Here is a 14,732-nt window from a genome sequence, read left to right on the forward strand (position 1 = left end):
AAACATAAGTTTTTCCTACTCCTGTATCTGTTCCTGTGATGAATAACATGATATCACCAGTGAATTATAAATATTTTATAATAAAATATTTTTTATAAATTTTGGAAGTAGGATTAATAATATTCAATTAAACCATAAAAAAGGACTTATACAAAATCTTCTAACTGGACGATTAGAGTAAGTTTAATAAACATTTATTACAAAATAATTATTAACTTTTAATTTTTATATCTAAAATTTCTATATCGGAGCTCCGAGGGAATTAACATGAAAACCTTAAACGAGATTAAAAAGATTATCTTAGAACATAAAAAAGAACTAAAAGAAAAATACAAAGTCAAAACAATAGGTATATTTGGGAGCTACGCAAGAGGGGAGCAGAAAGAAACATCGGATATAGACATATTAGTTGAATTTGAAGAAGGATATATAAATTTTGATAACTACATGGGATTAAAATACTATTTAGAGGATTTATTCAATAAAAAAGTCGATTTAGTAATTAAAGATGATGTTAAACCAGAGCTAAAAAAGTATATTCTAAATGAGGTTGAATATGCCGAGGGATTATAAATTATATTTAAATGATATTTTAGATGCAATAGAAAGAATAGAAAATTACACTTATAATATTAATACCTATGATGAATTTTTAGAACAGCAAATAGTTCAAGATGCAGTAATTAAAAACCTAATGATAATTGGTGAAGCAGTTAAAAAAATCCCCGACGAAATAAAATCAAAATATCCTAATAGCGATTGGAAAAAGATAGCAGGATTTAGAGATGTTTTAATACATAGTTATTTTAAAATAAATCTTTTAATTATTTGGGATGTTATTGAAAATAAATTGCCGTATTTAAAAGAGGATATTATTCAAATATTAAATGAGCTCAGAAATATATAAATTATATAGTGAATAGGAGCTCCGAAGGGGGATAATATAAAAACATTAAACGAGATTAAAAAGATACTTTTAGAACACAAAAAGGAATTAAGGGAAAAATACAAAGTTAAAACAATAGATATATTTGGGAGCTATGCAAGAGGGGAGCAAAAGGAAACTTCGGATATAGACATATTAGTTGAATTTGAAGAAGGATATAAAAATTTTGATAATTTTATGAACCTTTATTATTATTTAAAAGATATTTTTAAAACAGATATTGATTTATTAACCAAAGAAAGCATTTCCAAACATTTAAGAAATGAAATACTATCGGAGGTTGAATATATTGAAGGATAAAAGAAAATACTTACTACACATACTCGATGAGTGTGAATATTTGCTAAGCACATCAAATAATTTAGATTATAATACATTTATAGAAGACGAAACATTAAAACGGGCATTTGTTCGAAGTTTGGAAATAATTGGCGATTGAACAAATCCTAACGGATTTGTAGCTCTCCGCTTCGCTCCGATGCGGTGAAAAACATACCAAATGAAATAAAAGAAAATCATTCAGAAATACAATGGCGGAATATTGCAGGAATGAGGGACGTTTTAATTCATAAATACTTCGGGGTAGATTATTATTTAGTTTATGATGTAGTAATAAATAAAATTCCAAACCTAAAAAACAGTATTGAAAAAATTTTAAAAGAGCTCGAAAACATACCATAAATTTTATTAACTATAATAAATACCAATGCCTTAAAGTCCTCGCTTACGAAGTAAACGAAAAGCATAGAAGGGATAAATCGGTTTTAAAAATCGAAGGGAACTATTTAACATCTAAAAAGAGCAATATCGGATTTGTTAGATTTATGGCGATAGCACCATACACACGAATTAATCTCTGAAAGTAATATAAAGAGCATATAAAGATAGACCTCGCCTTTTTTAGCATACTATCCTCAAAATAAACTTTTATCATTTTAAAAAATCATAATTATATATTAAATAGTTTATCGTAAATGCTATATCAAAATATTTAAATATGCATGCGAAAGTTCTATTTTCTATTTTTAATTTAAAAAAAGAAGTATATAAATTTTTTGTTGTTTTTTAGCATTCATTTAATTTATCCCGCCTCCACTCCCAATCAGGCATTAAAACAGTTAGGTAATTATAAAAATCTTTATTATGATATGGATATTTTAAATGTGCGAGCTCATGTAGTATGACATACTCAATACAATATTTTGGCTTTTCTATTAATTTTAAATTTAATATAATTTTATTTTTATCATAATTACAAGAACCCCATCTTTTTTTCATTTTTCTAACTTCGAGCTTAGGTTTGTTATTCGTAATTTTAGCATAGTGTTTATTTAAAAGTTCTGAAAATTTTTCTTTTGCTTTCAATCTATACCAGCATTCCAAAACTTTCTTTTTTCTCTCTAAATTTTCTTTATCCCTCACATAAAGATGAATATATGGACTTTTTAATATTACTTCTTCTCTGTCTGATTTATGGACTTTCAAACGGTATTGCCTCCCAAGATATGCAAAACTTTCTCCACTTACATAATCTTTTTGGACAGGTTTTACCATATTTTGAAAATATTCTAACTGCCTTTTAATCCAATGCTCCTTCTTTTTCAAAAAGGAATTTATAAAATCTTCGGAAGTAGATTCTGGAACCTTTAACACAACTGAACAATCTGGATTTACTACAAGATAAATGTTTTTTATATCCTTTCTTAAAATTTTTACATTATTTATTATATTATCCGTTTTTGCATTGGTATTCATTTAACCACCGTATCGGTTAAGTGCGATACTTATTACAGTTTCTACTATTTTATCAATATCCAAACTTATCCCATATTTATCTTCTAAATCCCATAATATTACCGCCATATCCCGTTTTATTTGTCTATGAACTTCTAAATTTTTCTTCCAATCTACTTTACAATTATCAACAAGTATTTTATGGAATTCCAAAGAGGTTTCTGCAACCAACTTATCAATGTCATCAATACCTTTGTTTTTTAATTCACTCTTAAATAAGGGTAGTATGTTATCAAATAACGCCTTTGCATTTGAATTATTTTTTATAATATCGGGGTAAGCGTAGAGCTCCTCTCCTTTTCTAATGTCGGATAGTAAATTTTGCATACTTTTAAGATATTCCTCATCGGAAATTCTTTTATCGTGGTATTTTTCAAGAACTTCCTTAATTCTTTCGGATAATGTTTGGTAGTATATTGGATTTTCATCCCATTTGGTTTTAATATGTCTTTCAACTGCACTTCTGATAGTGTCTGCCTTTGCTCTTTTTCCTTCAATTTTAATAATTACACTGTCAAATTTTTCAACATCGAAAATATTTACAAGTTCGGTAAGATGATTTACACCATTTGCATCGATATGAGTATCTAAAAGTTTTTGCATTTGGTTTTCATACTCTCCAAAGTCTATTTTTTCGTAGTATCTTATTGATACGCTTTTTCTAAGGTCTGAATAGAATTTCATTGCCTTTTTATATCTTTCAGGGTCTTCAAGAACATCATATATTTTTTCACTGGATAGGGCAATAGAAAGTGCCTTTGAGTATTTTTTTAGGAGTTCATAAAATTTACGCCTTTTATTTTCATCTGCAAGATGTATTTCATATTCCTCTCTATCGTTTTTATTTTTAACATCCTTAAATAAATCGTTTAAATGTGAGTAATAAGTTTTTACATCTGCTATCCATTTTCTAATATCCACTACTGAATTTACTATATCACCTTCATCAAAGTTTGAAAGTGACGAATATGATGTAAGAGCTCTGTCTAAATTCCCAAGTAGTCCCCTGTAATCTATAATTATACCGTAATCTTTTCCTTCATAAATTCTATTTACCCTTGCAATTGCCTGTAAAAGTTTGTGGTCTTTTAATTCTTTATCGATATAAAGCACTTTTGCCCTTGGTGCGTCAAAACCTGTTAAAAGTTTATCGACAACTATTAAAATATCCAATTCACCGTTTAGGAATTTATCCTTTATTTTTTCTTCGTAGGTATCTTCACTACCGTATTTTTCAATTATTTTTTTCCATTCGGATTGGACAAGTTTTTTATTTTTTTCGCTTGTGGATAAATCTTCATTTATTTCCTCTGCCCCTTCTTTCATATCTGGGGGAGATATTACAAATGCAGTTTTTAAGTCGGTGTATTGCTCAAAAAGTTTATGGTATCTTATTGCTTCAAACTTTGAATTTGTGGCAAGCATGGCATTAAATTCAGTGCCTTTTAATAAACTGGTATAGTGCTCGTAAATATCCAATACTATTGCTTCTAATCTTTTCTCACTTGATGCTATTTTTTGGAATTTTGTCCATTTTCGTTTTAAATCTGCCTTTTGCTCTTCATTTAGGTTTCTTGAAATTAATTCAAATTTTTTATCAAGATATTCCTCATTTATTACCTTCTGTAAAACTTCCCTACCTTCGTATAATAATGGAACTACTGCCTTATCTCTCACCGCCTCATCCATCGTATATTTGTGAATCATTCTTCCAAATTTTTTAAAGGAATTTTTCTCTTTCTTCATAAGAGGTGTTCCTGTGAAGCCAATATAACAAGCATTAGGCAATACTTTTTTCATTCTTGTGTGTAATAATCCGTATTGTGTTCTATGGCTTTCATCAACTAAAACAAAAATATTGTGGCTTTCATCTTTGAAATTGCTGTTTAAAACTGTGGTAAATTTGTTTATAACTGAGGTAATTACATAATTTCTATTATCTTTAAGTAGTTCTACAAAATTACGCCCTGATGTAGCACGCTTTACATCTTCCCCAAACCCTGCATGGTGAAATGTTTTATTTATCTGTCTGTCTAAACTTTTTCTATCCGTAATTATGAGTATTTTAGAATTTGGTATTTTTCTTTTTAACGCCCTTGCAAGCATAACCATAGTTAATGACTTTCCAGAACCTTGAGTATGCCATATTAAACCCCCATTTCTTTTTCCAGTGGCATCAAATTCATCAATTGTTTTTAATGTTTCTTTAATTGCAAAATACTGTTGAAACCTTGCTATTTTTTTAACATTTGCATCAAATAAAGTGTAAATGTAAATTAATTCAAGGAATCGGGATTTATTGAAAAGTGAATAAATATTCCTGTCTAATTCTGTAATCATTCTATTTTTTATTAGATTTTTTAAAATAGGTTCGTGATTTTCTTCCTCCCTCCAAACTGACCAGAATTTTTTTTCTGTTCCTGTTGTGGCATACTTTACACTGTGGGGATTTCCTGCCATTGTGATTTGAATATATCTAAAAAAATGAGGTATATTCTCATTTCTTTGGTAGTGTATTATTTGCTCAATGCCCTTGCTGATATGAACGGAGCTCCGTTTAAGTTCGATTACTGCCAAGGGTATTCCATTTACAAAAAGGACTATATCGAGTCTTTTGGTTTTTTCCTTTGATGTTAGGTCTTGTTTTTCTACTGTAAATTCTTCTGTGAAGTGATAAACATTATTTTCTGGATGTTCCCAGTCAATATATTTTAAACTAAAACTTCTTTTACTTCCGTCTTCTAAGGTTTCTGTGTATGAATTTCCGAGTATTAATTGGTCGTATATTCTTTCATTTGTTTTTAATAATCCTTCTATTAGCGGAACATCTAAATCTTCAATTGCCTTATTTATTGTTTTTTCAGAAAATTTATATGTTTTCCCCTTGTAAGTGTATGAGTTTAGTTTATTTAATTGTTCTTTTAAAATGGGTTTTAAAATTACCTCTTTTAGTTTGTGGTTTCTTAGTTCTTTGTTTTCTTCCTCTGAAATATATGTATATCCCATATTTTTTAATAATTTAACTACTTCATTTTTTTGAATTGAATTTTCAGTGTGTATTTGATTATTTAGCATACTATCCCCCTCGGAGCTCCGACTTATATATCATTGTCGAGCTCTTTTAAAATTTTTTCAATTTTTGGTTTAGTTTCTGGAATGTCATCTTTAACAACCATCCAAATTAGTTTTACATTTATATCAGAATAGGCATGGATTAATTTATCCCTCATGCCTGCAATATCTCTCCATGGTATTTCTGGGTATTTTTCTCTCAAATTTATAGGTATGTTCTTAACTGCTTCCCCAATTACTTCTATACACCTGATTACTGCAAATTGTGTTTTTTTATCCATTATAAATTCTTCAAATTCCATATGTTCTATAAATTCCTCTGCTAAGTCCATATGTTCAATAATATCCTTTAAATATATATCAACCTTCTTCAATAGGTATCTCCTCCTTTAAGATGCTTTCCTTCAATTCTTTTCTAATATCATCTTTTAATACTAAATCAACCTTAATGTTTAGCAAATCAGATAAATAATTTTCCAAATTCACAAATTTTAATAAACTGGGCAATTCATAAAATTCAACTAAAATATCAATGTCCGAAGTTTCCTTTTGCTCCCCTCTTGCATAACTTCCAAATATTCCGATGGTTTTAACTTTGTATTTTTCTCTTAATTCCTTTTTATGTTCTAAAAGTATTTTTTTAATCTCGTTTAAGGTTTTCATATTATCCCCTTCGGAGCTCCGATATATGATAAAATTTAGGGAATTTTTTATAAATGGTTTTCCGTTTATGGGTCATCCTAAAAATATATATACTATTAATATCATGTTAATATTATATAAATAAAATGGTGGTGTCAAATGGTTAAAGCAATAGTTAATATTTCAGATGAGAATAATCAGATAATTAACATTATAAAGGCAAAATACAACCTTAAAGATAAAAATGAAGCGATAAATAAGATAATAGAAGAATATGCGGAATTATTATTGGAACCAGAGTTAAAACCTGATTATGTTGAGAAAATAAAGAAGATTATGGAAAACGAAAAATTTATAAATATTAACTCTGTTGAAGAACTAAATAAAAGATATTTGGGTGAATAGGGGTATAATATTGAATTATGCCCTCATTAGATAGAATACTTACAAATATACAAATAAAAGATTATTGAAAGTAATGGAAAAATTACGAAAAGATTAATTTTTTTAGATAAATTAAAAGTTATACTTTTACTCTAATTCGTCCAGTTAAAAGATTTTGCATAAGTCCTTTTTTCTGTTCTCTTAGTAGGTTTAATTTCTTTTTAAGTAATTCTATTTCTTTGTCTTGAAGTGTTAAGAGTTCGGCTATTTTTTTCTGTTCTTGGAGTGGTGGGAGTGTGATTTTAAAATATTGTAAATCTTTTTTTTGAATATTTGGCAGTCCTGAACCTACCCTCAATTTCATTATTCTTCTTTCTTTATGTTTTAATATTTGATATAAAAATAATTTGTCAATTTTATCGATTTTCAAATTCTTTAGGGCATAACAATGCCCTCCACACCAAAATTTTTGCTTAATAAAATTAACATACCCACAAGAATTCCCTCCCTCGCTTATTGTAATGGTATTTTCTTCTTCATTCCATTTATTGGTGTATCCTGAAGGGTCAATCCCCCCATTTATTGCAGGATATTTTCCCGTTTTTAACAAATTTAATTTATTCAATTGAGTTCCTTTTTTGATTTCGCAAATATCCCCCAATCTAACCTCTTCCCATTCTTCTTTAAATTCTGGGAATCTTAATTCTCCACTTAATAATTTTTGCATTAAACCTTTTTTATATTCAATTTTTTTATTGATTAATTCTTCCAATTTTTCAATAGCATTATCCCAAGTTGATAATATTTCGGCTATTTTTTGCTGTTCTGGGAGTGGTGGAAGCGGAAATTTGAATAAAATAAAATCTTTTTGATATAAATGACTAATCGTAGAACCTGCTTTAAGAGTATGTATAAATTTATTGAATATAAATGATGTTAAAATATAATAAACAAATTTTGGATAGTATGCATTATTAATTGGTCTTAACACAAACACCCCGCTGTTTAAAGTTGCTTTTTTAGGTAATTCATTAATAAATGCTACTTTTCCAATAGTTCCATCCTTAGTAATTAATAAGTCACCATTTCTTAGCTGTATATTTTTATCCATCTCATATCTTTTTTTATCTACATAGTAACAATTTTGCCAATCAACTTTACCATCTTTAAAATCTACGCCAGATACTAAATAATAATCACCATCATTCAAATATTCGTTAGTTGTTAATCCTTGCCATCCAATTCTACCTTTTAAAAAGCTTATTTCTCCCAATTTAACAACTTCCCAATCCTCTGGAATAATCCCTATTTCTGTTTTGCCGTTAGGCAATTCACAAATCTTTGATTTGGGTAAATTTTTATATCCTTTTTTTAAATCTTCCATAAATACCACCAAAAAAATAAATAAAAATTATAATTACAACCCTAATTCATCTAAATACTTCTTCATTTCCTTTTTAACTTCCAATAATTCCCCTTCAACTTTTTCAATTTCTTTTTTAACCTTTTCCAAATCAACAGGTTCTTCCTCTTCAAAGGTATCTACATACCTCGGAATGTTTAAATTGTAGTCGTTCTCCCTAATTTCTTCAAGTGTTGCTATATGGGAATATTTCTCAATCTCTTTTCTATTGTGGTAAGTATCTACAATTTTTTCAATATCTTCATCCCTTAATTTATTTTGATTTTTACCCTTCTCAAAGTCCCTACTTGCATCTATAAATATTACATCATCGGTTTTTTTATTCTTTTTAAATATCAATATGCACGCGGGAATTCCTGTTCCATAAAACAGTCCCTCAGGTAGTCCAATTACTGCGTCAAGTAAATTATCCTCTATAATCTGTTTTCTTATTTTTCCCTCGCTTGCTCCCCTAAATAATACCCCGTGCGGTAATATAACACCAACAACACCATTTTCATTTGCAGAAGCTAACATATGTTGAACAAATGCGTAATCCCCCTTTGATTTTGGCGGAAGTCCATATTTAAACCTCCCGTATTTATCGTTTTTAGCCTCTTCATAGCCCCATTTATCAAGTGAAAAAGGAGGATTTGCCACTACAATATCAAACTTCATAAACTCATCATCTTTAATATTTTGCGGGTTTCTTATGGTGTCGCCCCTCCAAATTATAGCATCATCAAGATTATGTAAAAACATATTCATCCTACATAAAGAATGAGTTTGCCCGTTTTTCTCCTGCCCATATATTTGATAGTTATTGTCTGGAACTTCCTTTGCAACTTTAATTAATAAAGAACCAGAACCACAAGTAGGGTCGTATATTCTTACCCCAGATTTTGGTTTTACCAATTTTGCCAATAACTTCGAAACCTGCGAAGGTGTGAAAAATTCACCCCCTTTTTTACCTGCATCACTTGCAAAATATGCTATCATATACTCGTATGCGTCTCCTATTACATCATTTCCCGCAAGTTTTGAAGGTCTTAAATCTAATCTCGGGTCATTGAAATCCTCCAAAAGATGCTTCAACATTGCATTTCTTTCTTTGGTTTTCCCCAAAATTATTTCACTGTTAAAATCTATATTCCTAAATACTCCTTCAAGTTTTTCTTTATTATCTTCTTCAATCTTTTCCAATACTTTATTGATGAGCTCTCCCAAGTTATCGGCATTTCTATTTTCATACAAATATTCAAATGTGCAGTTGTCATCTAAAACGAATTTTTCTAATTCAAGGAATTTTTTAATTCTATATTCTTTATCCCCAAATCTCTTTTTTAATTCTTCTTTTTTCTCCTTGTAATAATCGGATAAGAATTTTACGAATAACATTGTTAAAATATAATCTTTGTAAAGAGATGAATCTACTGTCCCCCTGAATGTATCGCATGCCTTCCATAATATTGAATTTATTGTATCTTGTGTGGTTTTATCTTCATTACTCCTCATTATATCCCTTCATTAATTTATCACAAATGCCTTTGTAGTATTTTTCTTTTAATTCTATCAAATTGTCTAATAAAATTAATTCCTTCTGGGCGCAATCTAAAAATTTTATAATTGCCCTTTGCCTATCCAATGAAACATTTGGAACTTCTAAACTCTTAATTACATTGGGCTTTATCATTGGAATACTTGTTCCAGCAATATGCTGTCTAAACTGTTTTTGCGCCTTCTTAGAATTTAGATAATGAGTTAGATATTGAGGTAATATTTTATCACTTAACACTCTAATTTTCAGAAAATAAGATGGCACTAGTATATTTTCATCTTCTTTACCAATATATGTGGCTATTATTGGTTCTCTAAGTCTAACTACTACATCTCCTTCCTTTGTAAGATAGTCCTCTGATAGTTTTTCAGAAGAATAGTATTCTTCCAAATCTTCATGGTTTATTTTACCATACTTTGAAATGGATTTTAATGTCAAAACTTTGTATTTTTCGGCAGGTTTTTCAAACCTATCTGCCCTTTTTCTTGACAAAACCATTCCAGATTTTGCAATGGCAATATCTTTTATTTTCAAATAATCACCAGTAGTTATTTAGTATTATTATTTTATGGATAATTTATTACATTAATGTAATATACAATTTCATAATATCATTGCACTTAATACTATATATACCTAATGGTATTAAATAAATTGAGATTATAGTCCCCTTTTTTAGATTACAAAAAATAATTTTTATTTTATACTACTTTTAAAGCAATATATATTTTAAATTATATATATCGAAAAAAATTAAATCAAAAATTATAAATAGTAGTACCTTAAAAGCCCATTTAATATCAAATTTATTATTATTTTGCAAATTTCTAAACCTTACCATGCCCATATTATTCTAAAAAAGAAAAAAGGATAAATAATAAACATTATTTAATTTAAAACATTAATACATTCACACAGAGCTCTGAAATTACCCTCATCATGTCCAACATTTATACTAACTCTTAACCTCTCCATACCTCTTGGAACAGTTGGATATCTAATTCCCACACAGAAGATATTATTTTTTATTAAATGTTCTGCAATATCCATGGTTTTTTCTTTAAAAATGAACGGATAAATGGGCGTTAAATTATCTTCTTCTATTAAATCCTGTTCTTTAAAAATTTTATTTGCGAGCTAAAATCCAAAGGATTTATAACAGAAGGGGACTTCTTGCGGAATAAGTTAAAAAAATAATAAAAATTTAATTAGGCTTTTCCCCACTTTCTCCAATGCCCATAACTTCAAGTATTTTAGTTTGAATTGCCTCTTCAACCAACGTTCTAAGGGAATCTTTATCTGAAACTGATTCAAAAATCCCAAGGTCTATACTTGCCGCAGCAGAGTTTTGGTGACCTCCTCCTCCAAATGCCCTCTTCATTATATCCCCAACATCAACCCTTAAATCTTTCGTTCTCGCACTTATATGTATTTTGTTTTCAGAGATTCCAAAAACATATGTTGTTGTGATACCTTCCATTTTAAGTAAAAAATCCGCAGCTTTTGGTAATGCATCCCTATTTTTTATCATTCCAACATATGAAAGAGCTATGCTGCTTCTAATTATTTTTCTGTTAATAATTGCTGTTGCCAGTATTTCCATGGTTTCAGTATCCATTTCAGGATTTTCTATCATCTCTAATGTTTTTGGGTCCATTAAATCCTGCAAATATCCAGCAGCTTCAAAGTCCTTTTTAGAGGTTTTTCTTTTAAAATAGTTTGTATCCGTACATATGGCATAATAAAGGGCAGTGGCTAAATCCTGTTTTGGTGTCATGTTTAAATGTATTAAATAACCCGTTAAAATAGTAGATGCAGCCCCAATATCTGGTTGGATATCCATGTAATCAGCAGTTAAATCTCCATTGTCATGATGATCTATAATGATATCTATTTTATGAGTTTTAGTATCTATTGGTAATACCTTTGAAGAGGATGCATCCACCACTGCAATACCTTCATAATTTTCTAAATTGACATTATCTATATGGGTTAATTTTACACCCAATAAATTAACCATTGCCTTATTTTCATCAAATCCTATTTTTCCACCATAGGTTATATCCGCATCCACTCCCCATTTTCCCATTATTCTTTTTAAAGCCATTGCACTAGCTATTGAATCTGGATCTGGATTATTGTGCATAACAATCAAAAAAGGAACATTTCTATTACTATTTTCATTATTTTCCAGTAATTTAGAATTTTCAGAAGTGGTGTTATTATGTCTTACTTTAACATCCATAACTATTTCTTTCAAATCCATTAATTTTCTTCTTAGTTTAGATTTTTCGATTTCATGTATGACTTCCTTAGCTGCACACTCTATTGGATAAATTATTTTATTTACATCAATACCCGAGTATAAATCAGGATATTTTACAATACCCCTAACTATTAGATATCCTTTTGGATTTAGTTCAGACACCAATTCTGCTATTTTTTTGTTTATTTCGTATTCATTAGTTAGCACCAATATAGTGTCTGCATCTTGGATATTTGCCTTAATGAGTGTTTCTTTCTCAGATGCATCCCCTACAATATAATTAAAATCGACTTTTTCAAGAGATTCAAATACCGAAGCATTTTTATCAATTACAACAACTTTATCTAGGATTTTGGCATAATTTACAACCTTACGACCAAAAGAGCCATAACCAATAATCAATATCATAATATGCCTCCAAAGAATAAGGATTAGATTTAATAAGTTTATTAATATTTCTTAAATCTAATTTTTATTTATCTTTAACTTATATTGTATATATTATTTACGATTTTAATTTAAATGTATTTAATTTTTTATATATTTATTTTAACTTTGATATGGTGCGAAGAAATAAGGAAGGAAAATATGTACAATATATATGGTATAATTATGATTATTATATGCCCCAAAACATATTATTTTCCAATTTTCTTTTTAATTCAACATATCTTTCTAAGGCCTCTTTTTCATCTCCTCTTAATTCATCCCTATATTCATGATGCAGTTTTCTAACTTCATTTTCGGGGATATCTACATAGAGTATATCATTTTCCTTTACATGCTTTCCAAGCATAATATTTCCTTCAATTGAAATAGGCACCTGCATACCAACTTTTGCCTCTTTTATGTTTTCCTGCTGGTTATTTTTTATTTCTTTAACATATCCCAATCTTTTTCCATCTTCGCCCATTATCTGGCTTCCTATCTTTAACGTCCCATATAAAACCTCTACTCCACATATTGCAGGTTTGCTCTTTCTAAATATGCAGTTTGGAAGTATCTTTAAAATTGCAGGTTTTGTGAGTTTGTTAAATTCATCTGATTTCATGAGCTCCTTCATTTCTTTAAACCATTCCTCATAATCTTCAACTAATTTATATATAATATTTCCTTCAAATACTTTTATTTCTGATTTTTCCATTTCTGTTTTCGCGTCTGGAAGTATCTTTGTATTAAAAGCTACTACAACGCCATTTAATGGGTTAGATTGAGCATAGGATGATGCTTCTATAATATCTTTCTTAGAAACATCCCCTACTTCTGCCTTTTTAATTTTAACATCCTTTTTCCTCAATTCATTTGCAAGAGCTTCCAATGAGCCCATTGTATCTGCCTTAATAATTATTCCTTCATCATCAGTTGGTATTGCGGTTTCTTCTATCTCTTTCATAATTTCTTTTTTAGCTTCTTCTACTTTATTTTTTGGAACGATTCTCAATGGACTCCCTGCTATGACATTATCTAAATCTGGTGCAGATATTTTAAGCCCTGACGCCGCAGCCACCTCTTTCACAGGTTTAAACTTATCCCTTGGGTCTCTCATCTCATCCAAAGGTTTTGGTTTTAGAAGTGCCTTAATCCTTGAAACTACCACACCAGTTGGATTCCCCACTACAAGATAATACCCTTGTTTAGCAACACCATCATATATTATGGCATCAATTGTTTTTCCAAGACCCCTCTCTTCTTTAACCTCAAGAACTGTTCCCTTTGCAGGACCTTCAACATTTAAATTTAGATGTTGTTCCAAAAACTTCTGTGCTAAACCTGCAAGCATAACAAGTAAATCAGGAATACCTTCTCCAGTAATGGCGGATACTGGTATGATGCTTACAGTTTTTGTAATATCTTTTACTCTTGTAAAAAGGTCTGCCTCAAAACCGAGCTCATTTAATGGTTTTATTACATTTTCATATAATCTAATTTCAAATTCCGTTAATGCATTAGGGTGCTGTTTTTCATTAAAATTTAAAACAAAAGGTCCATCAACGGAATTCCATCCTGGAACTAAATCTAATTTATTCGCTGCAACTATAAACGGTGTTTTATTCTGCTTTAATATATTGACAGCTTCAATTGTTTGAGGCTTAAACCCTTCATTTATATCAACTACAAGTATGGCAATATCTGCCAGAGCTCCTCCTCTTTTTCTCAGAGATGTGAATGCCTCATGCCCCGGCGTATCAATTACCAAAATTCCAGGAATTGTTAAATCAGCCTTTAACATTCCAAGTAAATCTTTCGATATTCTTTTTATTGTATCCGTTGGAATTTCACTGGCACCGATATGTTGAGTAATTCCGCCAGCTTCTCTCTTTGTAATCCTTGTTTTTCTTATTTTATCAAGCAAACTTGTTTTTCCATGATCGACATGACCGAGAACACTTACTATTGGGCATCTTAAAGCCATAACTATCACCATCCTATATTGAAAATAAAATCAAATAAATAATTTTAGATAAATAAGGTTAATAAATAAAGTAATAAATAGAATTGTAAATAAATAACATACCTTACTTATTTTTATATTATTTAAAAAATAGGGAAAGTCAATTATATATAACTATATAAAAGAGATTATGTTTATAAGTTCATTAAAAAGAATGGAATCACTGAGCAAATCATGGCTATTCCTATGAATATTGCTATTAATTTTCTACTATCT

15 protein-coding genes and 1 pseudogene are annotated in these 14,732 nt (G+C 29.3%); 6 read left to right on the plus strand and 10 right to left on the minus strand.

Annotated features, from left to right (window positions below; all coding sequences use genetic code 11):
* Positions 1 to 267 precede the first annotated feature (267 nt).
* The 5 genes from F7B34_RS06330 to F7B34_RS06350 are packed head-to-tail and all read left to right on the plus strand — an operon-like array spanning position 268 to position 1,627.
* The gene (locus F7B34_RS06330) at positions 268 to 573 is read left to right on the plus strand and encodes a nucleotidyltransferase family protein (RefSeq protein WP_292460991.1); all 306 of its coding nucleotides are present in this window, start codon (positions 268 to 270) and stop codon (positions 571 to 573) included.
* Positions 557 to 907 carry a DUF86 domain-containing protein gene (locus tag F7B34_RS06335; protein ID WP_292460992.1) on the plus strand — a complete coding sequence of 117 codons (351 nt, stop codon included), beginning with the start codon at positions 557 to 559 and terminating at the stop codon, positions 905 to 907. Before F7B34_RS06330 ends, F7B34_RS06335 begins: the two co-directional genes overlap by 17 nt.
* Positions 908 to 943: 36 nt before the next feature.
* Positions 944 to 1,246 carry a nucleotidyltransferase family protein gene (locus tag F7B34_RS06340; protein WP_292461021.1) on the plus strand — a complete coding sequence of 101 codons (303 nt, stop codon included), beginning with the start codon at positions 944 to 946 and terminating at the stop codon, positions 1,244 to 1,246.
* On the plus strand, positions 1,236 to 1,385 hold the full coding sequence (locus F7B34_RS06345) for a DUF86 domain-containing protein (protein WP_292460993.1): 150 nt from the start codon (positions 1,236 to 1,238) through the stop codon (positions 1,383 to 1,385). Before F7B34_RS06340 ends, F7B34_RS06345 begins: the two co-directional genes overlap by 11 nt.
* Before the next feature lie 44 nt (positions 1,386 to 1,429).
* Entirely contained in the window at positions 1,430 to 1,627 is a 198-nt protein-coding gene (locus F7B34_RS06350; RefSeq protein ID WP_292460994.1) for a DUF86 domain-containing protein, read from the plus strand.
* A gap of 384 nt (positions 1,628 to 2,011) precedes the next feature.
* Here the strand turns inward: F7B34_RS06350 and F7B34_RS06355 are convergent, their stop codons facing one another.
* Genes F7B34_RS06355 through F7B34_RS06370 form a run of 4 tightly spaced genes read right to left on the minus strand, consistent with a single transcriptional unit; the run spans position 2,012 to position 6,475 of the window.
* Positions 2,012 to 2,701: a M48 family metallopeptidase gene (locus F7B34_RS06355; protein ID WP_292460995.1), complete on the minus strand. Its 690-nt coding sequence runs from the start codon at positions 2,699 to 2,701 to the stop codon at positions 2,012 to 2,014.
* A complete protein-coding gene (locus F7B34_RS06360; protein ID WP_292460996.1) occupies positions 2,702 to 5,815 on the minus strand; it encodes a type I restriction endonuclease subunit R in 3,114 nt (1,037 codons plus the stop codon).
* Positions 5,816 to 5,838: 23 nt separating this feature from the next.
* Positions 5,839 to 6,186, minus strand: coding sequence for a DUF86 domain-containing protein (locus F7B34_RS06365; RefSeq protein WP_292460997.1), 348 nt, complete (start codon positions 6,184 to 6,186; stop codon positions 5,839 to 5,841).
* Positions 6,173 to 6,475, minus strand: a complete 303-nt coding sequence (locus tag F7B34_RS06370) for a nucleotidyltransferase family protein (protein ID WP_292460998.1) — start codon at positions 6,473 to 6,475, stop codon at positions 6,173 to 6,175. The genes F7B34_RS06365 and F7B34_RS06370 overlap by 14 nt, the downstream gene beginning before the upstream one ends.
* A 138-nt stretch (positions 6,476 to 6,613) precedes the next feature.
* Here F7B34_RS06370 and F7B34_RS06375 point away from each other — a divergent pair, with 138 nt between their 5' ends.
* Entirely contained in the window at positions 6,614 to 6,859 is a 246-nt protein-coding gene (locus tag F7B34_RS06375) for a DUF2683 family protein (RefSeq protein ID WP_292460999.1), read from the plus strand.
* A gap of 118 nt (positions 6,860 to 6,977) precedes the next feature.
* On the opposite strand, the gene F7B34_RS06380 is transcribed toward F7B34_RS06375, so the two are convergent.
* The 6 genes and pseudogenes from F7B34_RS06380 to infB form a co-directional block, all read right to left on the minus strand.
* On the minus strand, positions 6,978 to 8,222 hold the full coding sequence (locus F7B34_RS06380; RefSeq protein WP_292461000.1) for a restriction endonuclease subunit S: 1,245 nt from the start codon (positions 8,220 to 8,222) through the stop codon (positions 6,978 to 6,980).
* Between the two features lie 33 nt (positions 8,223 to 8,255).
* Positions 8,256 to 9,755 carry a type I restriction-modification system subunit M gene (locus F7B34_RS06385; RefSeq protein WP_292461001.1) on the minus strand — a complete coding sequence of 500 codons (1,500 nt, stop codon included), beginning with the start codon at positions 9,753 to 9,755 and terminating at the stop codon, positions 8,256 to 8,258.
* Entirely contained in the window at positions 9,745 to 10,332 is a 588-nt protein-coding gene (locus tag F7B34_RS06390) for a restriction endonuclease subunit S (RefSeq protein ID WP_292461002.1), read from the minus strand. The genes F7B34_RS06385 and F7B34_RS06390 overlap by 11 nt, the downstream gene beginning before the upstream one ends.
* A 354-nt stretch (positions 10,333 to 10,686) precedes the next feature.
* Positions 10,687 to 10,935 (minus strand): annotated as a pseudogene (locus F7B34_RS06395) (8-amino-7-oxononanoate synthase); the annotation flags it as partial.
* 67 nt (positions 10,936 to 11,002) lie between these two features.
* The gene (locus F7B34_RS06400; protein WP_292461003.1) at positions 11,003 to 12,472 is read right to left on the minus strand and encodes a DHH family phosphoesterase; all 1,470 of its coding nucleotides are present in this window, start codon (positions 12,470 to 12,472) and stop codon (positions 11,003 to 11,005) included.
* A 211-nt stretch (positions 12,473 to 12,683) separates the two neighbouring features.
* Positions 12,684 to 14,477 (minus strand): translation initiation factor IF-2, encoded by a 1,794-nt coding sequence (gene infB, locus F7B34_RS06405; protein WP_292461004.1) that lies wholly within the window; start codon positions 14,475 to 14,477, stop codon positions 12,684 to 12,686.
* Positions 14,478 to 14,732 lie beyond the last annotated feature (255 nt).

It is taken from the genome of Methanothermococcus sp. (assembly GCF_015523155.1).
Classification (GTDB): domain Archaea; phylum AGJL01; class Methanococci; order Methanococcales; family Methanococcaceae; genus Methanofervidicoccus.

What these genes read in the sequence shown, in the direction of transcription:
- F7B34_RS06330 (WP_292460991.1), top strand. Translation starts at nt 268, where the DNA reads ATGAAAACCTTAAACGAGATTAAAAAGATTATCTTAGAACATAAAAAA.
- F7B34_RS06335 (WP_292460992.1), top strand. Translation starts at nt 557, where the DNA reads ATGCCGAGGGATTATAAATTATATTTAAATGATATTTTAGATGCAATA.
- F7B34_RS06355 (WP_292460995.1), bottom strand. Translation starts at nt 2,701, where the DNA reads ATGAATACCAATGCAAAAACGGATAATATAATAAATAATGTAAAAATT.
- F7B34_RS06360 (WP_292460996.1), bottom strand. Translation starts at nt 5,815, where the DNA reads ATGCTAAATAATCAAATACACACTGAAAATTCAATTCAAAAAAATGAA.
- F7B34_RS06370 (WP_292460998.1), bottom strand. Translation starts at nt 6,475, where the DNA reads ATGAAAACCTTAAACGAGATTAAAAAAATACTTTTAGAACATAAAAAG.
- F7B34_RS06375 (WP_292460999.1), top strand. Translation starts at nt 6,614, where the DNA reads ATGGTTAAAGCAATAGTTAATATTTCAGATGAGAATAATCAGATAATT.
- F7B34_RS06380 (WP_292461000.1), bottom strand. Translation starts at nt 8,222, where the DNA reads ATGGAAGATTTAAAAAAAGGATATAAAAATTTACCCAAATCAAAGATT.
- F7B34_RS06385 (WP_292461001.1), bottom strand. Translation starts at nt 9,755, where the DNA reads ATGAGGAGTAATGAAGATAAAACCACACAAGATACAATAAATTCAATA.
- F7B34_RS06400 (WP_292461003.1), bottom strand. Translation starts at nt 12,472, where the DNA reads ATGATATTGATTATTGGTTATGGCTCTTTTGGTCGTAAGGTTGTAAAT.
- infB (WP_292461004.1), bottom strand. Translation starts at nt 14,477, where the DNA reads ATGGCTTTAAGATGCCCAATAGTAAGTGTTCTCGGTCATGTCGATCAT.